The following is a 22,906-nucleotide window of genomic DNA, read 5'->3' as shown; positions in this document are numbered from 1 at the left end:
CTATCGCCTTGATCGATGGTTACTAGTTATGAAGTATCGGTGTGGTGGTAGATGATGGCAACCACATTCACCCAGGGAGCTTGATGATGAGCACCAACAAATCCTTTACCGAACGTGTTTTTCAGGCCATTGGCTTCGAGCTGCTGGCGGTCATGCTGTGTACACCATTGCTGGCGTGGCTGATGGACAAGCCGATGCTCGAGATGGGCGCCGTGACCATTGCCATCGGTCTGATCGCCTTGGCCTGGAACGTGTTGTTCAACGGTTTGTTCGACCGTCTGCTCAAGCATCTGGCGCTTACCCACAGCGCCGCTACCCGAGTCGTGCACGCTTTGCTGTTCGAAGGGGGGCTGGTGGCGGTCAGCGTGCCGCTGATTGCCTGGTGGCTGAACGTCAGCCTGTTGCAGGCGTTGATTCTGGACATCGGCGTGTTGCTGTTTTTCCTGCCGTACACCTACCTCTACCACTGGGCGTATGACGTGGTGCGTGAGCGACTGGTAATGCGCGAGTCTTGCGAGGGATAAAAGCCAGGATCGTCCGAGCCGCGCTCGGACGATCTTTTGATCCTGATTACAAAAACATCCCGCCCGACGCTTCGACCCGCTGCCCATTGATCCACTGACTGCCCGGTGTCAGCAGCAGCGCAATGGCGGCGCCAATGTCGTCAGGTTGGCCGGTGCGACCCAGCGCCGTATTGCTGGCCACCAGTTGATTGATGTCCGCGTTATCGCGCACCGCACCGCCGCCGAAGTCGGTTTCGATGGCGCCCGGTGCCAGGATATTCACCGCAATGTTGCGCGCGCCAAGCTCCTTGGCCTGGTAGCGCGTCAGCACTTCCATCGCCCCTTTCATTGCTGCATAAGCCCCGTATCCCGGCAGGCTGAAGCGGGTCAGACCGCTGGAAATATTGATGATCCGGCCACCGTCATTCAGCAGTGGCAGCAGGTTCTGGGTCAGGAAAAACGGCCCCTTCAGGTGAATGTTCATCAGCAGATCGAATTGCTCGACGGTGGTGTCGGCAAAGTTCGCGTGCACGCCGACCCCGGCGTTGTTGATCAGAAAGTCGAAGTGCTGGCGATCGAAGTGGTTTTTCAGGACCTTCCCGACCTCTGCGGCGAACGCGCCGAAACCTTCACTCCGGCCGACGTCGAGTTGCAGCATGGCGGCACGACCTCCAAGGCTTTCGATCTGTGTGACCAGCGCCTGGGCTTCATCGGCGCGGCTGTTGTAGGTGCCGATAATGTCGATGCCCTGAGTCACCAGGTGCAGGGCGGTGCTTTTGCCGAGGCCACGGCTGGCGCCGGTGATCAATGCGATTTTGCGGTTCATGGGACGTTCTCCAGAGCAGTGAGTGATGATGGGAGAAAGTTTATTTATCCGCCTTGTGGTGATAAACAGGCTTTAATCGGAATCACTGGTCGGAATAACCGAACAATAAAGAGTGCCCCCCCATGAACAAGCTGGAACTGTTGCGCACCTTCGTCCGGGTCAGCGAGATGTCGAGTTTCACCCTCGCGGGCGAAAGCCTCGGCTTGCCCCGTTCTACTGTTTCCGAACACGTCCAGGCCCTGGAAGCCCTGCTTGGTACACGCCTGCTGCAACGCACCACGCGCAAGGTTCAGGCAACTCAGGACGGGCTGGTCTTGTACGAGCGGAGCAAGGATTTGCTGTCGCACATGGATGAAATCGAAGGGCTGTTTCGCCAGGACGAAGCCTCGCTGACCGGGCGGATTCGCATCGATATGCCGAACATTCTGGCCCGTCGGGTGGTGATGCCGCGCCTGCCGGAGTTCATGGCTCGGCACCCTCATCTGGAACTGGAAATCAGCAGCACCGACCGCCGGGTCGATTTGCTCGGCGAAGGGTTTGATTGCGTGCTGCGGGTCGGCGCGCAACCGGATCAAACGGTGGTCGCTCGTCACCTGTGCGACTTTGCCATGGTCAACTGCGCCAGCCCTGCCTATCTGCAGCGCTATGGTGTGCCGCAGCGGCTCGAAGACCTGGCGCAGCATCGGCTGGTTCATTACGTCGGCGTACTGGGGGCGCGCTCGGAGGGTTTTGTGTACGAGGAGGAGGGCACGCTGCATCGAATGCCGATGAGCGGCAGTGTGACGGTCAATAATACCGACGCTTACGAGTCTGCGTGTCTGGGTGGTTTCGGGTTGATCCAGGCGCCGCTGATGGGGATGCAGTCGTACCTGCTCAGCGGTGAACTGGTGGCGGTCTTGCCGCAGTTCAACGCACCGTCGATGGGGGTTTCGCTGCTCTATGCCCGGCAACGGCATTTGCCATTACGCGTGCGGGCATTCATGGACTGGCTGGGGCAGGTGATCCAGGCAACCCACTGACTTGTAGGAGCCGAGCTTGCTCCTACGAGGTCATGCGTCAGATGTGGAAGTAATCCACGCAGGAGTCGAACGGCAGGCGCTTGAGTTCGATCTTGTTCAGGTCGAACACTTCGCGCAGGGCTTTGGTTTCGCCCGGTAAGTTGCGGTAGGCAACTTCATCCAATACCACGATGGCGCCTTTTGGCATGTACGGCAGGAAGGTTTCCAGCGCGACTTTGGTCGACTCATACAGGTCGGTGTCGAGGATCAGCATCGCCACGACCAGGTCCGGACGGGGCTTGACCCACTCCGGCGCGGTCTTGCAGATATCGCCCTTGACCAGTTCGCAACGCGGGATGCGGTTGACCGGACGCAGCAGGTCGTTGGCGTCGATCATGTCCTGGATCAGCGACTGGTCGGTGTCGGAGAGCATGGTCTCGTTGACGTCGGCCGGGTCTTCGTCCTTGTTGATGCTCTGGAAGCCTTCGAAGGTGTCGAAGCTAACGATCGAACGGTTGAGAAATGCCTGTCGAGTGAGCGTGCCGCTAATGGCTCTTATAAAAAAACTCCCGAACCGATTGCCCGGTTCGGGAGTTTTTTACGTGTTGTCGGGTTCAGAACAGTTGGGTGAACAACCAGTACAGACTACCGGACAGCAGAATCGCCGCCGGCAAGGTCAGCACCCAGGCCATCAGCAGGTTGCGGATGGTCTTCATCTGCAAGCCGCCGCCGTTGGCCACCATGGTCCCGGCCACGCCGCTGGACAGCACGTGAGTGGTCGATACCGGCAGGCCGAACATGTCCGCCGCGCCAATGGTCAGCATCGCCACGGTTTCTGCCGAGGCGCCCTGGGCGTAGGTCATGTGGGTCTTGCCGATCTTTTCACCGACCGTGACCACAATGCGTTTCCAGCCGACCATGGTGCCCAGACCCAGGGCAATCGCCACGGCGATTTTCACCCAGAGCGGAATGAAGCGCGTGGCGTTGTCGATCTGCTGTTTGAACAATTGCAGTTTGCCTGTGGTGTCGGCATCGAAGTCGCCGACCTTGTTCTTGTCCATCAGGCGAATGGTTTCGCTGGTCAGGTACATGTCGTTACGCACGTTGCCCATGGCTTGCGCCGGGACTTTGGCGAGCGAGCCATAACCTTTCACTTCGTTGCCGATGTTGCCCGCCAGGGCGGCGAGGGCAGGGATCAGTTGCGGTGTCGCTTCCTTGCTGCGCACGTATTCGGACAGCACGGGGCGCGGGTCGGCCGGGGCCGGTAACGGAGCACTTCTGACCAACGCTTGCTGGGTCACTTCGGCGACGGCGGCGAATTGCAACGCCTGGTCGGCCGGCATGGTGCGGTTCAGCGCATAGGCCATCGGCAGGGTGCCGACCAGAATCAGCATGATCAGGCCCATGCCTTTTTGGCCATCGTTGGAGCCGTGGGCGAAGGACACGCCGGTGCAGGTCAGGATCAACATCCCGCGAATCCACCACGGTGGTGGAGTGTTGCCTTTGGGGGCTTTGTACAGCGCGCGATGTTTGACGAAGATGCGCAACGCCAGCAGCAACAGCGCGGCAAATGCGAAGCCGATCAGTGGTGACAGCAGCAACGCGTAACCGACCTTGGTGGCTTGCGCCCAGTCGACACCGCTGGTGCCGTCGCGTCCGTGCATCAGCGCATTGGCGACGCCGACGCCGATGATCGAGCCGATCAAGGTGTGGGATGACGAGGCCGGCAAGCCCAGCCACCACGTGCCGAGGTTCCACAGGATTGCCGCGATCAGCAGGGCGAAGATCATCGAGAAACCGGCGGTTGAACCGACTTGCAGAATCAGCTCCACCGGCAGCAAGGCGATGATGCCGAAGGCTACGGCGCCGCTGGACAGCAGCACCCCGAGAAAGTTGAAGATCCCCGACCAGACCACCGCGAAATGCGGCGGTAGCGAATGGGTGTAAATCACCGTTGCCACGGCGTTGGCGGTGTCGTGGAAGCCGTTGACGAACTCAAAACCCAAGGCAATCAACAGCGCCACACCCAGTAGCAGAAACGGCGTCCAGGTGGTCACCGTGGTGCCGAGGTCATGCATGTCGTGCATCAGGCTGTAGGCGGTGAACAGCAGCCCCATGGCCAGCACCGCGAAAAACACCACGGCGGTAAGTACGCCGGGTTTTTTATCGAGTTGCGGGCCGGCACTGCTGGCGGGGGCGTTGGAGGCGGCGGTCAAGGACGGCGTAGCCATGGCCGGACAATCCTGTGTCAGGGAGGAGTGCCGGTCATGATCGTTGCCGAATGTTACAGCGAGACTGCTTTGGATCAGTGTTTGGGTTTTTAGCCGTTGCGCCGATCCGCGGCCCCCCGTACTTGTAGGAGCAAGGCTTGCCCGCGATGAACGATGACGCGGTCATCCTGTCAGACCGCGGCGCATCAATCGCGGGCAAGCCTTGCTCCTACGGTATACGAGTGGTTTTAGTAATCCGCCCGCTTGCGAAACGCCCAACGCCCGGCCAGCACCGTGAACGTCGCGACCAGTGCCACCAGAATCCAGAATCCTTCCGGGTCGCCGGCAAGGGGAATCCCGCCGACGTTCATGCCGAAGAAACCGGCAATGATGTTGATTGGCAGCGCCAACACCGTGACCACGGTCAGGGTGAACAGCGTTCGGTTGCTTTGCTCGTTGAGGTTGGCGGCGATCTCTTCCTGCAACAGCTTGATCCGTTCGCCGAGCGCCGTGAGGTCGTTGATGATCAGCGCGAACTCCTCGGTGGATTTGCGCAGCTCCTTGACGTCGTCCTTTTGCAACCATTGCGGCGGGCGGTTGAGCAGGCGCAGCAGCGAGCCCGGCTCCAGTGCCAGCAGCCGTTGCAAACGCACCAGCACTCGACGATTGGCGCCCAGTTCGGCACGGTTGGTGGACAGTCGCGATGACAGCAACTCGTCCTCGATCTGGTCGACACTCTGGCTGGTCTTGCGCACGATCTGCGTCAGCACTTCGCCCTGGTCGCGGAGCAAATGCACGAGCAGTTCCAGTGGCGAACGAAAGCATTCGCCGGCCTTGACCGAGGAGCGCAGCTTGTCCACCGAGTGCAGGGGTTGCAGGCGTGCGCTGATGATCAACCGACTGCGGGCGCAGACCCAAAGGGTCGAGACGTCTGACGAGACCATGCTGCTGAGGTTGAACACCACGTCGTTGACCACTGCCAGCAGCGCTGAATCGACGTGCTCGATGCGCGTCGAGCGCGAGCCTTCATGCAAGGCTTCGAAAAACTCTTCCGGCAACTCCAGGTGCGCTTTCATCCAGCGCTCGCACGCAGCGTGGGCGAGGTTCAGGTGCAGCCAGAGGAACTCGTCCTCGGCGCCCGGTTGTTGCAGCAGCTGCAGCGCCTTGGCCGAATCGATCTCGCGACCGCGTTCGCCGGGACGAAAGCTGAAACCGTAGAGCAGGCCGAACAGGTCAGAATCGCGATGGCGTTGATCGATGCTGTGGTTCATGGAGTCTCGCTGAAGGGAGGCGCCTGTCGTACGTTTCACAGGCTCACATGAGCGGCATCATGGCAACGCGGTTTGACAGTTTTGTGACGGTTTGGTGGCTCGCGTAATAGAGCCTTTACCAGTGGTCGGATTGGCTTCAAGAAAACGCGGCACACGCCGATGACGCCTAAGTTGGCTCAGGCACTTTGGTGTCCGGCCCGCATGTTGTCGACAGGGAGGTCCGGACATCTCGCATGCCCTACCGATGCGAGTCTTATCCCTGTCATGAGTATCACTCGATGTTTTTGCAAAAATCCCTGCGAGCGCAAATCCTGGCACTGCTGAGCGGCAGTCTGATCGCGATGTTGCTGATTGCCCTGGCCTGTTTTCACTTACTCTCCAGCGGGGTGCAGAACTACCGCAACCTCATCGAAGGCCCGTTACGTACCTCGCAACTGATTGACGAAGCCAACCTGCAATTCAAGGCTCAGGTTCAGGAATGGAAAAACGTCCTGTTGCGCGGCAAGCAACCGGCTGAGCTGGACAAATACTGGAAGCAATTCGAGGACCGTCAGGGCGACGTACAGAACATCCTCGGTGAATTGACCCGCCAACCGGGCATCGACGCCTCACTTAAAACCCGCCTTGAAAGCCTGCGTGATGCGCACCGGGTGCTTGGCGGCGCGTATCAAAAAGGTCGAGAGGCTTATCTGGCAGCCGGTGGTGATCCTTCGGCAGGTGATAACGCGGTCAAAGGTGTGGACCGCGCCACTAGCGAGCAGATGAGCGAACTGGTCAACGAGTTGCGTAAACAGGGCCGGGAGCAGTCGACGTTGATCAGCGCCAGCGCCGATCGCACGGTGTTGCTGGGTATCCTGGTGATGCTGGCTTCGGGCCTGTTGATTGGCTTGCTCAGCCTGTGGCTGGTCAACCGCAATCTGGTGGAACCGATCCGCAAGTTGATCGAATACGTCGCGCACTTGAGCCAGGGCCGGTTTGCCGAGCGGGTGGCGAGTGATCGTCAGGATGAGCTGGGCAAGCTGGCGGTGGCTGCCAACACGCTGCGCGATTTCCTTGCCGAGACCTTCAGTCGCTTGCAGCGCAGCGCCTCGGATCTGGACAGCGCCAGCGGTGAGCTGAACTCGATTGCGACCTTGATGGCCCATGGCACCAACGAACAGTTCAATCGCACGGATCAAGTCGCCACGGCAATGAACGAAATGTCCGCCACTGCCCAGGAAGTCGCTCGTCATGCGGCCGACGCGGCACGGGCCGCCGATGATGCCGATCAGTCGGCACAACAGGGCGAGAAGGTCATGCAAGGCACGATTCACACCATCACTCAGATGCGCGGCGAAATCGCCAACACCGCGACGGTCATCCGCCAACTGGAAACCGATAGCGGGCGTATCGGCAAGGTGCTGGAAGTGATTCGCGGCATCGCCGAGCAAACCAACTTGCTGGCATTGAACGCCGCTATCGAAGCCGCTCGGGCCGGAGAAGCCGGACGCGGGTTTGCTGTGGTGGCCGATGAAGTACGCAGCCTGGCCCAGCGCACGGCGGCGTCGATCATCGAAATCAACCAGATCATCCAGAGCGTGCAGACCGGTGCGGTAGACGCGGCGCAGGCCATTGAAAGTGGCCAGTCGCGCAGCGAAGAAAGCGTCGAGCAGGTCACTCAGGCCGGGGCTATGCTTGAGCGCATTACTGCATCGGTGGAGGCGATTCGCGACATGAACCGCCAGATCGCCACCGCTGCTGAAGAACAGACCTCGGTGGCCGAAGACATTTCGCGCAACCTGACCGAGATCACCAGCATCGCCAGTACCAACCTGGACAACGTGCAGCGCACTGAAGCGGCGAGCAACAACCTGCACGGGTTGTCGGGGCAATTGAGCGCGGTGACGGCGCGTCTCGGCGCCTAGCCAACTGAAATGTGTATCGGCACGCTAACCGTGTCGGTACACGATTGATCTCAAGTGTGGGTGTTGCACGTCGATGATTCGGCCGGGTTGGATGGGCCTTTGATGTTCCTGTCCCATGAGGCGGGTGCCGCCGGTCGGATTCAGGGGCAGAGAAGGCCTTGATTTACCGCCTACCTGTTAGTTCTGACAGTAGACGGGGGGGGGGGGCTGAGGATTGTATGGAACGGTCAGCGCAGCCTGCGCTACTTTTCCTGTCAGGAGCGATCCCATGTCTTTGAGTCTTAGCAAATTGCAAATTGAAAGCATGACACCGGAGCCCGGTTACGATGGGCAAGTCACAGTGCCGTCTGCCGGAGCAGGTCTGTGCGCTCAAGTGGAGGGTGACCAGGGCTATCATGCGGAAGACATTCTGCTGGTGTACTTGAATGACAAGCGTGTATTTATTCACACGGTCACTAAAGTTGAAGAGCAAAACGGCATCAGCTTTTTTATTGAGAAAGCTTATGTTATTCCGGGTGATGCCACGGTCAAATACACCATCATCAACGATCAGACCGGGATCCCCTCTGACTCACTTGTACTATTGCTTAAGGTCATCCCTGAAGAAGAAACTGAAGTAGTCCTTGCGTCGCAACGGTAGACTTGGCCATCCCTCTCATGTTCAACACGCAAAAAAGCCGCACAACCTCACGGCTGTACGGCTTCTTCTGTTTGATCTACTTGTCTTGAGTATTACTCAGCACTCTGCCGGTTTTTGCGTCCAGCTTCACGTCCCACTCGACATTCTTCGCGTCGCGGATTTCGACCTTGTACTCGTAAGCACCGGATTTGGCATTGTGCTCCAGCTCGGTGTCGGTGATGTTCGCGACAGCCGCGCCAGGGTGCTCGGTCAGCGCGGCCTGATTGAGTTTCTGCATGTCCATCACGGTGCCGTCCTTGAGCAGACCAGGGATCAGGTCCGGGCGCACATCGGCCAAGGCGAAACCGGCAGTCAGGGTCAGGGCAGCGGCGGTGAACAGGGCAGTCAACGTCTTCATGGGGCATTCCTTGGGTGAACTGTTTAAGTGGCGTCAGGTTAGCCAGCGCAACTTAATTCATCCTTAAATTCACTTGAGCCCAATCAGATCGTTCCCACGCAGGAGCGTGGGAACGATCAATACTAGTAACCATTGACCTCAAGCAACTGCGCAACGCTGCCTGCTGCCGGGCGCTTGTAGTACTTGAGCAGTTCGCTGGCGCGGTTGGTGAAGATGCCATCGACACCGGCGTCCATGACCTTCTTGTAATCCACCGCATCGTCGATGGTGTAGACGTGCACCAACATGCCTTTGTCGTGGGTGTACTGGTTCATCCATGGTTGCACCAGGTCCGAATAGCTTTGATCGCCGCCGTTGGTCAGCGCTGCCGAAGGGCCCGTGCCAATGGCGCCCTGAGACTTGGCGTAGTCGACCCATTGCTCGAATTCGGCTTTGTCCTTGGGTTCCTGTTTGGCGTAGTAGGTGGCTTTATCCTTGTCGCCGGATTCGGCGAAGGTCACTTTCGACTTGGGCTCGATGCTGCCTTCGCCCACCCACAGCAGGAGAATTTTCGGCACTTGCGGCATTTCTTTTTGCAGCAGTTCAAGGCTGCTCTTCTCGAAGGTTTGCAGGATCACTTTGCCTTTACCCTGGCCGACGCTCAGTTCACTTTTAGCCAGTTTGGAACCCGCCGGGCTCAACCAGCCACGGTCTTGAAGCTTGTCCTTGAGGTCGCGCTCGATGCCGGGAAACTGCTTTGGCTCTTTGGTTTCGATGTAAAGCCCTGGCTTGTGCAGCGGGTTGCCTTCGGCGATATCGATGATTTCGTCGAGGGTCAGGATTTTCAGGCCGGCGTAACTGGCGCGTGCGCGATCCGGGTGAGCGGTGTTGAACCAGCTGCCGGCATCCAGGGTTTTAAGTTCGGCGATGGTGAACGCGTTGGCCGGGCTGTCCTTGCGTTCAGGAAACTTGGTGGCAACGTCGGTGGTGCGTTGCAGGTTGTTGTCATGCAAGGCGAACAGCACGCCGTCCTTGCTGCGTTGCAGGTCCATTTCCAGGTAATCGGCGCCCAGGTCGCGCGCCAGTTTGTAGGAGGCGGCAGTGGATTCCGGTGCATCGAAAGAGGCGCCACGGTGGGCGATCACTGCCGGGTGCGGGATCCCGCTGGCGGTGGCCAGAGCGGTCGGGCTCTGCTGGCTGGTCGCCTGTGCCTGGCCAAGGCCGAGCATCAGACTCAGCAACAGGGCGCTTTTGGTGTAGGTAACAGGCATTGTCGAGGTCCTTTCGTAAGAAGCGATTTCAAAGACCTATCTTTTAACAATTGAGCGCCGGATGCGCTATCGCCAAACCGACATTAACGTGTGTGAGGGGCATTTTTTCCGCGCTTTTGTGCAGTCCTTTGCAGTACGATCCACCTCGGCAATTTCCCCTCCAGAGGGAAATCCCGAAACATCCGTTATCCCGCCCTCTGCGTGTAAACCATCGTTCAGCCGTCCTTCGGGACGCATCCGTGAGGTTTACCATGCGCATCACGTCCGAACTTATCTGCCAGGCCGCCGACCAGCTCAACGGCTTCGTCGGTTTCAATCGCAAGACCGCCCGATACATCGTCCGCTTCAGCGAAGACGCCTTTGGCATGGACGTCGCAGACGACGCGATCATCCCCGCCAGCGAGTTCGTCTGGGCGCCTGAGGACGGTCAAGCCATGACCCTCAAGCGCGAGTTGATCCGCTTGCTGCTGGAACAGAACATCGACGACCGGATCAACATCACCGAACCGCTGCGGGTTTATATGCGGCGCGAGGATTTACCGGAGATCAGCGCGCTGCGCAGTCTGGTTCAGGCCGGCTGACGCTCGAAGGCATAAGCGCGTTCGACCTTGCAGACCCGCGTGTGAAACGCTTCATACCAGGTCGAGCGTCCGCGTTCGCGGGTTGCACTGTGCTCGGCGTGTTGTTTCCAGGCGAGAATCGCTTCTTCGCTGGACCAGTAGGAAACGGTGATGCCGAGCCCGTCCTCACCCCGGGCCGACTCCACCCCGAGAAACCCTGGTTGGTCGCGGGCGAGTTCGACCATGCGCTGTGCTGCTTGCTCGTAACCCTGGTCGGTGGCGATGCGCAGTGAAGTGAAAATTACCGCGTAGTAGGGCGCCGAAGGCGTGTTGGCGATCATCTGACGTTCCTTGCGCAGGCCTGGATAAAGGCATCGACCAAGGGTGGACGGGTGCCGGTTAGCGCTGCGCGTTCTGGTTGAAACAAGGTCGCAACGAAGAATGGATGATTGCTGAGCTCCACGGCCCGTAGATCACCCGCCGAATCGTGGCCGGTGGCTCTCAGGTTGTGTGTCAGCAATTGCTCTTCGAACGCTGGATTGACGCCGTAGCGGCAGTGATAGCCTTCATGAATCTCTGTGGACTCGTAGGCGTTGGCAATCAGCGAGCCTTTAACCAACCGGATGCTGTCGACGATCTCCACCAGCGAGCAGGTGAGCGGCGTGAGCACGGCGCGCGCGGCGTCTGGCGAAGTTTCACCATGCTCGGCATCGGTCCATCCCAGAACGTTGCGTGCGTATTCAAGCACCGCGTGTTGAAAACCACCGCAAGTGCCGAGGAACGGCCGCTGTTGTTCTCGTGCAAAGCGGATCGCCAATAGCGCACCGTCCATGTTGCGGTAAGGGCTGGCAGGCACGCACCAGAAGCCGTCGAAGTCAGCCAGCGGGGTGTTTGCGTCAATGTGGTCAGTGGCCAGCCACTCAATGTGCACATCGACGTCAGCGTGTTGTGCGGCCAGGTTCAGCGCCAGGGGAATTGCCTGATGGGCAGTGACCTGTGGGTCGTAGTCACCGATCAGTGCAATACGCAGTTGAGGGCTCTCTTGCATGGTGTCTCCCAAGACTTGTTGATTGCTGGAGCCGACTATAGAGTGGCGTTCACGCAATCAATAGAGGCGTTTAGCCAAGTGTTCAATGCAGCAACGCACTATCAGTTGGATTACCCGGACCTCGCCTTGATTCTTGCGTTGGTGCGCGGCGGCTCTCTGGCACGGGCGGCGGCGCTATTGAAGGTCGACGTTTCGACGGTGTTTCGTGCGGTCAGGCGCCTGGAAGCAGCGTTGGGCCAAGCGCTGTTCGAGAAAAGTCGCGCAGGTTATTTGCCGACCGCCCTGGCCCGAACACTCTCCGAGCAGGCCGAACGCGCCGAGCAGGCGCTGGAAGCGGCGCGTATTGGCGTGGAGCAGGGCGGTGACGTGATCAGCGGCACCGTGCGCCTGACCTGCACCGATTCGGTGTTGCACGCGTTACTGTTGCCGGCACTGACGCAATTCATGCCGGCGTACCCGGCGCTGACCCTGGAACTGAGCACCTCCAACGATTTCGCCAACCTCAGCCGCCGCGATGCCGATATCGCCTTGCGGCTGACCCGCTCACCTCCGGAGCATCTGGTTGGGCGGCGATTGGGCGCTGTGTCGTATCGGGTGTGCGCGAGTGCGGCGTATCTGAAATCGGTCGAGCCGAGTGATCTGACACGGTTGAGCTGGATCGCTCCGGATGACTTTCTGCCCGACCATCCAACCGTGATCTGGCGTCGTCAGCAATTTCCCGGTGTGTTGCCGAGCTATCGCTGTAACAGCATGCACTCGGTCACCGAGTTGGTACGCGCCGGGCTTGGGGTCGCCGCGTTGCCGGACTTTCTGATCGACCCCGCGCAGGGGCTGCGCCCTTTGAGCGAACCCCTGCTCGGTTACGACACCAGTCTGTGGTTGCTGACTCGCCCGGACTGTCGAGCATTGCGCTCGGTGGTGACGCTGTTCGACGAGTTATCACGCTGGGTGCAATTGCCCGATCAGGAGCGTTGCTGATCTTTCAAAATGTGTTGATGCATCTCCGATGTCAGGTTCTCGATGCGTTCGGTCAGCTCTTTGGTCATCTTGGTCAGTCGGGTGTTTTGCTCAAGCAACGTCAGTAACTGTGCGGAGGTCTTCGCGGCTTGCGCTTGCCGTTCGCTGTTGGCAATCGCCAACGTCTCGCGGTGTAGCGCGTCGGCTTCGGACTGGGCTTTGTCGCGAGCGGCCTGACGGGTTTGCGCCAGCAGAATCAACGGCGCGGCATAGGCCGCTTGCAGACTGAACGCGAGGTTGAGGAGGATGAACGGGTAGACGTCGAAGGTCGTTAACCCCGTGACGTTCAGGGCAATCCAGACCACGACGATGAGGGTTTGCGCGCCGAGGAAGGTCGGGGTGCCGAAGAAGCGTGCAAAGGCTTCGGCCTTCAATGCGAAAGTGTCATTGCCGAACGTCGATGCCAGATGAGCGTGCGGCCGGTGGAAGCGCAAGTGATCGATGGGGGCGGCGGGATCTTTTTCTTCGGGCTTGGCTGAATTCATGATGCTCTCTGCAATGCCATGGGACTGAGGCTCACTATAACCCCCACAGCTTCCAGCGCCCGACTCGCTTTGAAACACTTTGTAGTGTTTTATTCAGCGCTTCGGTCCAGCGGATAAACACGTGAATAGTGTCATTTGTTCCATGTGTCCTTTTGCGTGCCCTTCATGCCTGCCGTTGATAGCAGGCCAGAAACATGTCCAGCGTCGACTCTACAACCGTTGTCTGCATCTCGGGTGACAGTGGTGGACAGTTCAGGGAGATCTGCGGCCAGAAGGCAAATGCCTTGAGCATTCCCTGCACCTGCTGGGCAGCAAAGGCCGGGTCTACAGGCTTGAGCCGACCGTCAGCCTGAGCCGCGCGAATCCAGGTGGTCAGCCCTTCTTCACGTTCGCCAATGCGCTCCACCATGTCCTGGACCCGTTCTGGCGAATGGATGGTGGCGGCGATGGCAACTCGTGCCAGATCAAGGAAATTGGTGTCCCCCAGCAACTGCAATTTGCAGTGCAGCAGTTGGCCCAACTGCTCGCGAAGCGGCAGGTCTGTGCGATAACAGTTGTCCTGCTGAGCGGTGACGTTGGTCCACAATCGTTGCAGGATTTCAGTCCACAGCTCTTCTTTGCTGGGGAAGTGGTTGTACACCGTGCGCTTCGACACGCCCGCGGTGGCGGCGATCTTGTCCATGCTGGTGATGTCGAAACCGTTGGCACGGAATTCGGCAATCGCCGCCTGAACAATGGCTTCGCGTTTACGGTCGGTGAGGCGCTGCGGAGCTGTCATAAATACGCGTCGGTAGAAAAAAGGGAGAATTACACTCGGCAGTTTACTTGCTCACGGCTTTGTTGCAATCTTGAAACTACACTGTGCAGTGTAGTTGAACGGTTGAAAAATAGAGTTTGCGGCTGACGCGTGCGTGCATTGGCCATTTATCGTCCGAAAAAGAAACGCCGCACTTCGTCGGTTTTTCTGGAGTCACTTAAACATGGCCACTTTCTCTTACCAGGCGGATAGCGCCACTGAACTGAAAACGTCCCGGCAAGAGCAGGGGCAATACCAAAACCATGCGGCCGTACCGGGGCAAGGCTTTCGCAAGACCCTGCGAATTTTCTGGAACATGATTTTCCACAAGCCGAGTAACACGCGACCGACCGGTGTTATTCCGGTTCAAGCGCTGACTCTCGAACAGCTTCTCGACGCACCGAACCACAGCGTATTCCGCCTGGGGCATTCCACCGTGCTGCTGAAACTGCGCGACAAGTTCTGGCTGACCGACCCGGTCTTCGCTGAGCGCGCATCACCGGTGCAGTGGGCCGGCCCCAAGCGCTTCCATCAACCACCGATCAGCCTCGAGGCGTTGCCACCGATCGAAGCGGTGATTCTGTCCCATGACCATTACGATCACCTCGATCGTCAGTCGATTCTCAAGCTGGCGGACAAAACCAGACACTTTCTCGCGCCGTTGGGTGTGGGTGAGACGCTGATCAAATGGGGCGTCGATGCGAGCAAAGTGCGTCAACTGGATTGGTGGGAAGGCACTCAGATCGAGGGCATTCATTTCATTGCCACGCCTTCGCAGCACTTTTCCGGTCGCGGGCTGTTCGATGGCAACAGCACGCTCTGGGCCTCGTGGGTGATGATCGATGGCGGCAAACGGATTTTCTTCAGTGGCGATACCGGTTACTTCGACGGTTTCAAAGCGATCGGCGAACAGTTCGGCCCCTTTGATCTGACCCTGATGGAAACCGGCGCGTACAACGTCGACTGGCCGCACATTCACATGCAACCAGAAGAAACCCTGCAAGCCCACATCGACCTCAAGGGCCGTTGGCTGCTACCGATTCACAACGGCACCTTCGACCTGTCAATGCACGCCTGGCATGAACCCTTCGACCGCATCTTGGCTTTGGCCTGGGAACGCAGTGTCTCGATCACCACGCCACAAATGGGCGAAGCGTTCAGCCTTGGCCAACCGCAGCGTGGGGAGGCCTGGTGGCTGGAGGTTGAAGAGACGACCGTTCAGTTGATCGTTAATAGCTAGGGACGTACGCCTATTCCACGGATTGTTCTGCGCAGATGCTGGTACAGCAGACTCTGCCAGTGTTGGGGGGAAGGGAACCCCTATCAGGAGAAAACCACTTCAATCCGACCTTCGCGTCTCGATCTCGGCACTGGTTTGACGATGATCTGTACATCGCGTCCAAGCCGTGAGAGACACTCCATCATCTTGGCTTCACTGATGCCCCGAAATTTTCCGCGAAGCATTTCGGAAAGTTTGGGTTGTGATAACCCCAGGATCTCGGTGGCCTGAACTTGGGTCAGGTGACGGGCCTTTATGATTTCGCCGATTTTTGCCGCGAGCTGGGCTTTAAGGTGCATTTCGATGGTGTCTCGACTTTCTAGGTCGTCATAAATATTTCCGATGCTTCCTTCGATCTCAATCATGTCTAGATCCTTGATATATTTTTCTGGATATCACTCAATCATCGCGTAATCCGCCCGTCCCACCGGGTCTGGCGTAGAGCCTCTGACGCTCATGCCTCGGCCCGGTGCAAAGCCTGGGAAGAACACCAGGCCTTCGGCTTCAAACCGGTAGGCGAGGGCCAGACGGGTGACGTCGAGCACTTCACCGCCCGCTTCAAACCGGCGGATAGCTTCAACGGTAACCCCGGATTCCCTGGAAAACTCCTCCAGCGACCAGCCCAGCATCGCACGGGCTTGTGCGCTGTGTGCGGGGGTGAATTGGAAAAGGGCGATACGTTCCAGGGTGATTTTCATCGCAAGAGAGGCCATGGTTTTCTCCGGGTTCGAAATGGGTTATTCAATGAGTACTGTGTTTTTGTACAGTTGTTTTCGACCCGGATCAAACTCAATTTTTTGATTGGTTCTACGTCGCCTCCAACCCCGGCACCTCGCGAATAATGAAGTGATCCAGATTCTCGATATCACCACTGAACACCCCGAACGTCTGCTCGGGGTTTTTCTTGCTCGGCACCTGCTTCAACTCCGGGGTCACACCATAGAAGAAGCAATAAAGCTCCCGCTCACTGCCGATGGCACCCTTTATTTCCTCCAGGAAGGCTTTGCGCTTGCGGTAGTTTTCGATCAGTTTTTTGCTCAGGTAGACGTTCACCGAGTAGGGCTTCTTGTCGAGCCAGACCTTCTTCTCGAAATCGATGCGGAAGCTGGTGTTGTAGTCCTTGATCGCCTTGATCTTGCCCCAGTAAATCAGCCCCTTGTTGTCCTGCAGGTATTCGATTTTCTTGAAGAATGCGCTGTAGGACGCAGTGTGCTCGCCAATCTTCAGCGGCATGCGTTTGAGCAGGTCCTTGTTATCGAAATTCGACACGAAGCACTCCACCGGGTGGGCGAAGACGCTGGTCTTGTCCGGTGCCGACTCGCGAGTCGGGTGCTCGGTAGTGCTGGTCGTGGCAGACGGTTGTGGCTGTTCCCGAGGCGCATCGACATCCGGCGTTGAGGTGGATGGCTTACGCACATACTGACGCCGGGTCAGCAGCAGTTCTGACGGAAAGTGCTCCTCTGGCCCGTCGTCCGTTTCTGCACCTTCTGACGCCGGTGCTCTGAGGCTGACATAAGGGCAGCCCTCGATATGCCGGGTGCCGGGCAGGTTCTTGAAGTGCGGCGTGCGGATGTAATTGACGTTTTTCGCGTTGAACGTCCCCAGCCCATTCGCCTCGTCGAACGCCGTGCGACAGTCGTCGTTGGGGCACTGAAAGCGCTCCTTGGCCGAGTCGAAGTCCATGGTCTCGTCGAAGTTCAGATCGCGCACGTCATAGATCGACAGCTTGTCGTCGAGGCTGATGCAGTAGGCGGTGTCGAATTTCATGCGCGCTCGGGTCCTTGAGAGGTAGGTGGCGTATTAATAGCGGGTGGCGCGTGATGGCGCACCTGTTGATTCACGTTTGTCGCATCAACGCCCTCTGCAATTGGACAAGACCCCATAGCCTGACTAGCGTTGTCAGATGGAGCGTAGGGCTCCATGCCTCAGACTGAGGCGCCGTTGCGGGCTGACTATCTGTTGCATCTACAAGGAGGTAAGGATGTTTGGGTCGGTCGTTCTGGACGCGATTCTCGGGATGTTGGCGCTGTTCACGCTGCTGGGTATTTTCGTCACCACCCTCACTGAAATCATTCAATCGTTCTTCCAGAAGGTCCGGGCGAAGTACCTTTATAACGCCCTGAAGCTGTTGTTCACCGGCAAATTGAAGGGGCTGAGCGACAGCGACCTGGCGTTCTTCCTGCAGGTGCTCGATCACCCGATGATCCAGTCCATGGCGCCACCCGGCAATCGCCCCAGTTATCTGGATCCGGCGATGCTGGCGCAGGTGGTGATCACGCTGCTGCTGCACAAAGACGACACCACGACCCTCGATATTCCCCTCGACGAACTTAATGCAGCCCTGACCAAGGGCATTGCGCAGGTCCCGTCCGAGCACTTGCGCCGTGCACTGTCGACGATGCTTGCGGCGGCCCAGGCCAAAGTCACCACGGCCCAGGAGCTGCTATGCGCGTTCAAGACCCGGCTGGAGCACTGGATCAATGCGGTGATGGACCGCGCCGAAGGCTGGATGCGGCGTAATGCCAAAGTCGTCTCGTTGGTTTGCTCTTTGGTGATTTGCCTGGTGCTCAACGTCAACGCGTTCGACCTCATGCAAGGCATGGTGCGCAATGACACGTTGCACGCAGCAGGCATGCAGATGGCCAACAATCTGGTGACGAACAGCGCATCCGCAGCACTCGATCAAGCCTGCGCGAATCGGGACGACAAGGCCCAGTGTCAGTTCGATTCGGCATTGAGCAGTTTGCAGGCGCTGCCTCAGGGCGCTATCGGCTGGAACAACCCACCGGCGTTTTTACACCACGATCAGACAAACAAAATCGCCTGGTTCGGCTATTGGTTGCTTGGGGTCATGACGGCGGCGTTGGCTGCCTCGTTGGGCGGTGATTTCTGGTTCAAGATGTTGAGCCAGATGATTCGCCTGACGGGCAGCAAAACGGTCCCACAGCCCAAGCCCTGAGCGCGATCGGGCACATCAACTCAGGGAGAGCAGCATGGCGAACAAATGGCCCGACGAGATCAAGCACGTCGTTGTGCTGATGATGGAAAACCGCTCGTTCGATCATCTGCTGGGGGATTACACCAGCATCAACCCTGCGTGCGACGGCATCAACCCTAAAGCGCCCAGCACCAACCCGCTGACGGACGCCAGTGGCAACATGGCGGTGATCACTCAAACGGCGGAAACAGCGGGCTACTTCGCCCTGTGGGCGCCGCCCGCGCCTTCGCCACCGGCGCTACCGGCCAAGGACAGCGAAGGTTTCGACCTCGGTCACGAGTTCGTCGATGTGGTGAAGCAACTGGATGTATCACTCAAGACCAGCCTGACTGCACCCAAGCTCGATGGCTTTGCGCAGGACGCCTACGACAAGGCGCGCAACGATCTGAAAGTGTACAAAACTTACTCGCAATCCATGGCCCAGCGGGCGATGAACTACATCCCGTTTGGCTCCACGCCCGCCGCCGATCCACTGCCGGCAATCCAGGGGCTGGCGCGCAATTTCACCGTGTGCGACCGCTGGTTTGCCTCGGTGCCGGGCCCGACCTGGCCGAACCGTTTTTTCGCCATGCTCGGCAGTTGCAACGGCCACTTGCTGATGCCCTCCACGGGCACCGTGCTGGCCGGGATCAAAAGCCTGATTGCACAGTTTGGCGGCGACAGCATTTTTTCGCTGCTGCGCGACAAAGGCCACGATGTGCGAATTTACTCCGACGGTGCCATCCCGCTGGCGGCGCTGGTCAAAGGTGGTTTGCAACACATGAGCATCGACGACTTCAAGTCGGATGTCGCTGGTAACAAGCTTCCCGAACTGTCCTGGATCGAGCCGAGCTATGGCCTGCTCAATGGCAAGCTCGGGCCCAACGTGTCGCATCATCCACCGGAAGACCTGCGCTTTGGCGATCAGTTTGTCGGTGAGGTGTTCAATGCCTTGTCGGCCAACACCAATGTCTGGAACAAGACCCTGTTCGTGCTGCTGTACGACGAGCATGGCGGCTTCCATGATCATGTGGTGCCGCCGACTTGCGTGGCGACGGGGTCGACGGTTGATGTTGACTGGCCCAATCCCTTCACTCGGCTGGGCATCCGCGTACCGGCGATCCTCGCTTCACCTTGGCTCAATCCGGGTCTGATTCCGTGGACTGACAACCTCCAGGCGCAACATTACGATCACACCAGTTTGCTGGCCTTTCTTTGCGATCATTTCCAACTGCCGCGCAGCGCCCTGGGTGCAAGGGTGGTCGTGGCCCAGCACTTCGGCAACGCGCCGATCTGGCGCACAGCCGCAAGCACTGCACCTGCGCCGAAACTGGCAGCCACCGCCGTGCCAAGCCGCGCCGGGCTGCCCTTGATCGAGTCCCAACTGGCGACCCAAAGCCGGCAGGTGGTGGACAGCGCCACCGGTTACCTCGACGGCCTGGATCCGGAGCAGATCTGGAAAAACAGCGCTCAAGGCGTCAGCAGTTTCCTCGACAGCCGCACCCGTGCACTGGCTGAGCCCGGCCAGGCTGCCCTCACGTCCGCCGCGCCCAGTGCCGACAGCCTGGAAGCGAAACTGCGGCGCCTGCAGGATTTGATGGCCACCGCCCACGGTCAAACGGTGGCTGCCGTTGGTGCGCCCGCCGTCAAAACCTTGCAAGCAGGGGCGGCGCCGGCTGTTGTGCCCGCGCAACTGCGAGTCCTGTGCCTGCCGGGTGTGGGATTCACGCCGCCCGCCAATGGGCAGGGCAGTACCGACGCGAACTGGCAGGAACAATGGCGCACGCTGATCCGTAGCCAACTGGCGCAGAACGGTCGCGTTATCGACGACCAGGACATCGACTTTCTGCCCTTCGATGATCAACTCAAGGAAGGACCGGACTTCGCCCAGATCACCCGCGGCCTGGCCATGTTGCGGGACGACGCCAGGGGCAAGGCCGACGAGGATTTCGGCAGTTGGGGCCTGCCGGTCAATCAGATGCTGCGCACCACCGTCGGCGCCATCGTGCAGTGGATCGAAGACGCCGAATTGCGCACCGCACTGACCCAACATCTGCTGGAAAAAATCGACGCGTTCAACCCGCAGATCATCTTCGCCCAAGGGCTGGGCAGCCTGATCGGTTACGACGCCTTGCGCCGTTCGGTGGCCAAGAAAGGTTCGGCGCTGAAACTCGTCGATGGCCGGGTATTCGTCAGCTTCGGCTCGCCCATCGCGCTGCCATTGGTGATGCGCGAAGTCTGGGGCGGGCGGGTCATGCGCCTGAGTGAAAACGGCCGAGGCATTCGTCGCTGGTTCCACCTCTACAACCCCAACGACGGTTTGCTGACCCGGCCGATCACCTCGCCAGACTCGGCGCGGGTCGACCTGCAAACCGAGTTCAGCGTGCCGCTGCGTGATGACCTGCTCGACCTTAATCACGCAGCGCAAGCCTACTTGTCGTCCGCCACCAGCCAGACCGGCCTCTGGCCACAACTGGCTCGCGATGTGGTGGCGGCAAGCGCTCTGGAAGTGCCGGCATTCCTGTCCCGCAGCGGCCAACGCAAACGCCGCGCCCTGGTGGTCGGCATCAACGATTACCCCGAACCGGGCGCACGCCTCGACGGCTGCATCAACGACACCTACCTGATCAGCCGCATGCTCCAGGAAAGCGGCTACGACGCCGGCGACATCCGTTTGCTGCACGACGCCCGAGCGACGCGGGCGAACTTCGTCGAGCGCCTCGAATGGCTGGTAGAAGGCGCCCGCGCCGGCGATGAACGCGTGCTGTTCTATTCCGGCCACGGCACCCAACTGCCGGCCTACAGCAGCAGCGGCGAAGCCGACCGCATGGACGAAACCCTTGTGCTCTACGACTTCGACTGGGACGACGAAAACACCCACTTCACCGACAAACTGTTCCGCCAGTTCTACAGCCACCTGCCATTCGACCCGAACGGCCACGGCGCCAAACTGACCGTCATGTTCGACTGCTGCTACGCCGGCGGCATGACCCGCGGCAACGGCCGTGTACGCGGCATCACCCCACCCAGCGACATCCGACACCGCATGCTGCGCTGGGACCCCTACGCCGGCGACTGGGACCGCCGGGTATACGCCGCCGACAGCGACGGCCGCGACTTCAGCGAACACGACCACACCTCCCGCGCACTCACCCGCACCCGCAGCACCCAAGGCGCCGCCACCGGCCTACGCCCCGAGAAAAAAGCCCAACTGCAACGCCAAGGCAAACTCTACGGCCACCACGGCCCCTACATGCCGCTGATGCTCTACGCCGCCCGAGAAAACGAAAAAGCCAACGAGTATGAGGTGGGCTCCACCAGCTACGGCGCCTTCACCTACGCCGTGGTCGAGCAACTGCGCAAACTGCAGCAGGAAAATGTGACGTTGGGGTTTGATAAGTTGATAGAGCAGGTGGGCAAAGTGCTGAGCGCGAGGTCGCTGGGGCAGACACCAGAGATCGTCGGGCCGAGCGGGGTGAGGGAAGCGGTGTGCCCGTGGAAGATTAGTGGGCTTGGAAAGTGACGCTGAATCTGGTGAGCACTACTGTGGCGAGGGGGCTTGCCCCCGTTCGGCTGCGTAGCAGCCGCAAAACCTGCAAATGCGTTCTACCTGAACGTCCGCGATATTTGGATTCAGGGCTGCTTCGCGGACTGCACTCACTGTTTTCATCACTGCACTAAACCTATGGAAGCCTGACTGGGCGGAGTTCCATTCAACTCAGTTACCAACCTAAGCACCGATTTGTGGCGAGGGAGCTTGCTCCCGCTGGGGCGCGCAGCGACCCTAAAACAGGAAAACGCGGTGCGTCAGGCATAGCGCGTTATTCGGTTGGCGACTACTACGTAGTCGAACGGGAGCAAGCTCCCTCGCCACGGATAGTGTTTAGCCCAGTTACTTGGATCAGTCCTCCCGCTTTAACCGATTCACTTTGTCGTACAGCATCGAGGTGAAGTCATCCTTCTCGGCGGAGTGGTGGCAACGCTTATGGCAATTAGGGCAAAGAGCAACGGCATTACTCCGACGATCCGATCCTCGATTGGCCAAATGCTTTACATGGTGGACTTCAAGAAAGCGAGTTCCGTCTGTCTGTACGAATGGCCCTGGCTGGTCGCAGCCTTCACAAATGCCTTTTGCGTTATCCAAAATCCACGCTTTTATCCGAGGGGAGCGCGCATACGAGGTGGTAGTGCTCACCATCTTTTTTGGCTTCTCAATGCCTTCTGGCTCGCCTATGAGGTTTTGTTCTCGAAGCTTTGCAGTACGACGGTTCAGGGTCTCTTCGTCAGCTGTAGGCAAATAGTCATCGAGGTTGATTAAGCCTTTTGAAGCAAGAATCTTTTCAACGCGTGCGGCAATCCCTGAGCCGATATTTGGCTTGGATGGGTAGCAATTAGTAGGTTTCAGGCCAAGCTCAACAAACAAAAACGATATGTTCTGCAGCCGATAATCAACGGCTTTGGTACTGCGGTTGATCAGTGCACCGTTCTGCAAAATTTGGTGTTCGAGCGATTTGTTGATGGTTTGCCCATCATCTTCGAGTGCGAGAATTTTAAGGTAGGCATCGACCGAGGCTGTTAGCTCCTCGTCAGTCCAACCAGGTTGTTTCTTTCCAGTGTCCATACAATCGCCGAGGGTTGAAAACCCTCGGACAATACTGAGTGGCCATTACGGCGTCTACGAAATTTCCTACGGCATGATCCGAAGTAACTCTCAAATTGACTAAGGAAATCCCACAAGCATCACG

General features: G+C 58.9%; 23 protein-coding genes. 9 read left to right on the top strand and 14 right to left on the bottom strand.

From position 1 onward, the window contains the following. The first annotated feature begins 86 nt into the window (after positions 1-86). The gene (locus AO353_RS03190) at positions 87-524 is read left to right on the top strand and encodes a multidrug/biocide efflux PACE transporter (RefSeq protein WP_054593648.1); all 438 of its coding nucleotides are present in this window, start codon (positions 87-89) and stop codon (positions 522-524) included. Positions 525-570: 46 nt separating this feature from the next. On the opposite strand, the gene AO353_RS03185 is transcribed toward AO353_RS03190, so the two are convergent. Next, positions 571-1,329 (bottom strand): SDR family NAD(P)-dependent oxidoreductase, encoded by a 759-nt coding sequence (locus tag AO353_RS03185; RefSeq protein WP_054593647.1) that lies wholly within the window; start codon positions 1,327-1,329, stop codon positions 571-573. A 122-nt stretch (positions 1,330-1,451) separates the two neighbouring features. Between AO353_RS03185 and AO353_RS03180 the strand changes: the two genes are divergently transcribed. After that, positions 1,452-2,348: a LysR family transcriptional regulator gene (locus AO353_RS03180; protein WP_054593646.1), complete on the top strand. Its 897-nt coding sequence runs from the start codon at positions 1,452-1,454 to the stop codon at positions 2,346-2,348. A gap of 37 nt (positions 2,349-2,385) precedes the next feature. On the opposite strand, the gene AO353_RS03175 is transcribed toward AO353_RS03180, so the two are convergent. From AO353_RS03175 to AO353_RS03165, 3 genes are all read right to left on the bottom strand, one after another. Further along, complete coding sequence (locus AO353_RS03175; protein WP_371917620.1) at positions 2,386-2,886, bottom strand: TylF/MycF/NovP-related O-methyltransferase; 501 nt, start codon at positions 2,884-2,886, stop codon at positions 2,386-2,388. 55 nt (positions 2,887-2,941) lie between these two features. Continuing rightward, positions 2,942-4,558, bottom strand: a complete 1,617-nt coding sequence (locus AO353_RS03170) for an inorganic phosphate transporter (protein ID WP_054593645.1) — start codon at positions 4,556-4,558, stop codon at positions 2,942-2,944. 227 nt (positions 4,559-4,785) lie between these two features. Next, positions 4,786-5,808, bottom strand: coding sequence for a transporter (locus AO353_RS03165; protein WP_019693178.1), 1,023 nt, complete (start codon positions 5,806-5,808; stop codon positions 4,786-4,788). A gap of 278 nt (positions 5,809-6,086) precedes the next feature. On the opposite strand from AO353_RS03165, the gene AO353_RS03160 reads away from it, so the two are divergent. After that, a complete protein-coding gene (locus AO353_RS03160; protein ID WP_054593644.1) occupies positions 6,087-7,712 on the top strand; it encodes a methyl-accepting chemotaxis protein in 1,626 nt (541 codons plus the stop codon). Between the two features lie 268 nt (positions 7,713-7,980). Further along, on the top strand, positions 7,981-8,352 hold the full coding sequence (locus tag AO353_RS03155) for a hypothetical protein (protein WP_054593643.1): 372 nt from the start codon (positions 7,981-7,983) through the stop codon (positions 8,350-8,352). Positions 8,353-8,428: 76 nt separating this feature from the next. On the opposite strand, the gene AO353_RS03150 is transcribed toward AO353_RS03155, so the two are convergent. Together AO353_RS03150 and AO353_RS03145 are read right to left on the bottom strand one after the other, a co-directional pair. Continuing rightward, positions 8,429-8,749: a PepSY domain-containing protein gene (locus tag AO353_RS03150; protein WP_054593642.1), complete on the bottom strand. Its 321-nt coding sequence runs from the start codon at positions 8,747-8,749 to the stop codon at positions 8,429-8,431. A gap of 122 nt (positions 8,750-8,871) precedes the next feature. After that, complete coding sequence (locus tag AO353_RS03145) at positions 8,872-9,999, bottom strand: glycerophosphodiester phosphodiesterase (protein WP_054593641.1); 1,128 nt, start codon at positions 9,997-9,999, stop codon at positions 8,872-8,874. 251 nt (positions 10,000-10,250) lie between these two features. Between AO353_RS03145 and AO353_RS03140 the strand changes: the two genes are divergently transcribed. Beyond that, positions 10,251-10,580: a DUF2025 family protein gene (locus AO353_RS03140; protein WP_054593640.1), complete on the top strand. Its 330-nt coding sequence runs from the start codon at positions 10,251-10,253 to the stop codon at positions 10,578-10,580. On the opposite strand, the gene AO353_RS03135 is transcribed toward AO353_RS03140, so the two are convergent. After that, positions 10,568-10,900 (bottom strand): antibiotic biosynthesis monooxygenase family protein, encoded by a 333-nt coding sequence (locus AO353_RS03135; RefSeq protein WP_054593639.1) that lies wholly within the window; start codon positions 10,898-10,900, stop codon positions 10,568-10,570. The two genes, AO353_RS03140 and AO353_RS03135, sit on opposite strands and share 13 nt — an antisense overlap. Further along, on the bottom strand, positions 10,897-11,607 hold the full coding sequence (locus tag AO353_RS03130) for a CTP synthase (protein WP_054593638.1): 711 nt from the start codon (positions 11,605-11,607) through the stop codon (positions 10,897-10,899). The genes AO353_RS03135 and AO353_RS03130 overlap by 4 nt, the downstream gene beginning before the upstream one ends. Before the next feature lie 15 nt (positions 11,608-11,622). Between AO353_RS03130 and AO353_RS03125 the strand changes: the two genes are divergently transcribed. Beyond that, a complete protein-coding gene (locus AO353_RS03125) occupies positions 11,623-12,585 on the top strand; it encodes a LysR family transcriptional regulator (RefSeq protein WP_081013851.1) in 963 nt (320 codons plus the stop codon). Here the strand turns inward: AO353_RS03125 and AO353_RS03120 are convergent. Next, positions 12,570-13,109, bottom strand: a complete 540-nt coding sequence (locus tag AO353_RS03120) for a DUF1003 domain-containing protein (RefSeq protein WP_054593636.1) — start codon at positions 13,107-13,109, stop codon at positions 12,570-12,572. The two genes, AO353_RS03125 and AO353_RS03120, sit on opposite strands and share 16 nt — an antisense overlap. Positions 13,110-13,272: 163 nt before the next feature. Beyond that, entirely contained in the window at positions 13,273-13,887 is a 615-nt protein-coding gene (locus tag AO353_RS03115) for a TetR/AcrR family transcriptional regulator (RefSeq protein ID WP_054593635.1), read from the bottom strand. Positions 13,888-14,089: 202 nt separating this feature from the next. Here AO353_RS03115 and AO353_RS03110 point away from each other — a divergent pair, with 202 nt between their 5' ends. Further along, positions 14,090-15,145, top strand: coding sequence for an MBL fold metallo-hydrolase (locus AO353_RS03110; RefSeq protein ID WP_054593634.1), 1,056 nt, complete (start codon positions 14,090-14,092; stop codon positions 15,143-15,145). Between the two features lie 83 nt (positions 15,146-15,228). Here the strand turns inward: AO353_RS03110 and AO353_RS03105 are convergent, their stop codons facing one another. From AO353_RS03105 to AO353_RS03095, 3 genes are all read right to left on the bottom strand, one after another. After that, on the bottom strand, positions 15,229-15,549 hold the full coding sequence (locus tag AO353_RS03105) for a helix-turn-helix domain-containing protein (protein ID WP_054593633.1): 321 nt from the start codon (positions 15,547-15,549) through the stop codon (positions 15,229-15,231). A gap of 30 nt (positions 15,550-15,579) precedes the next feature. Continuing rightward, positions 15,580-15,897, bottom strand: a complete 318-nt coding sequence (locus AO353_RS03100) for a helix-turn-helix domain-containing protein (RefSeq protein ID WP_054593632.1) — start codon at positions 15,895-15,897, stop codon at positions 15,580-15,582. Between the two features lie 94 nt (positions 15,898-15,991). Then, positions 15,992-16,951: a hypothetical protein gene (locus AO353_RS03095; protein WP_054593631.1), complete on the bottom strand. Its 960-nt coding sequence runs from the start codon at positions 16,949-16,951 to the stop codon at positions 15,992-15,994. 214 nt (positions 16,952-17,165) lie between these two features. Here AO353_RS03095 and AO353_RS03090 point away from each other — a divergent pair, with 214 nt between their 5' ends. Both AO353_RS03090 and AO353_RS03085 read left to right on the top strand, forming a co-directional pair. Next, the gene (locus tag AO353_RS03090) at positions 17,166-18,143 is read left to right on the top strand and encodes a hypothetical protein (protein ID WP_054593630.1); all 978 of its coding nucleotides are present in this window, start codon (positions 17,166-17,168) and stop codon (positions 18,141-18,143) included. Between the two features lie 34 nt (positions 18,144-18,177). Next, positions 18,178-21,684 carry an alkaline phosphatase family protein gene (locus tag AO353_RS03085; RefSeq protein ID WP_054593629.1) on the top strand — a complete coding sequence of 1,169 codons (3,507 nt, stop codon included), beginning with the start codon at positions 18,178-18,180 and terminating at the stop codon, positions 21,682-21,684. A gap of 378 nt (positions 21,685-22,062) precedes the next feature. On the opposite strand, the gene AO353_RS03080 is transcribed toward AO353_RS03085, so the two are convergent. Next, the gene (locus AO353_RS03080; RefSeq protein WP_054593628.1) at positions 22,063-22,782 is read right to left on the bottom strand and encodes an HNH endonuclease; all 720 of its coding nucleotides are present in this window, start codon (positions 22,780-22,782) and stop codon (positions 22,063-22,065) included. Between the last annotated feature and the right edge of the window lie 124 nt (positions 22,783-22,906).

It is taken from the genome of Pseudomonas fluorescens, from assembly GCF_001307155.1.
GTDB lineage: Bacteria > Pseudomonadota > Gammaproteobacteria > Pseudomonadales > Pseudomonadaceae > Aquipseudomonas > Aquipseudomonas helvetica.
This window is presented reverse-complemented; position numbering and strand designations above follow the sequence as displayed.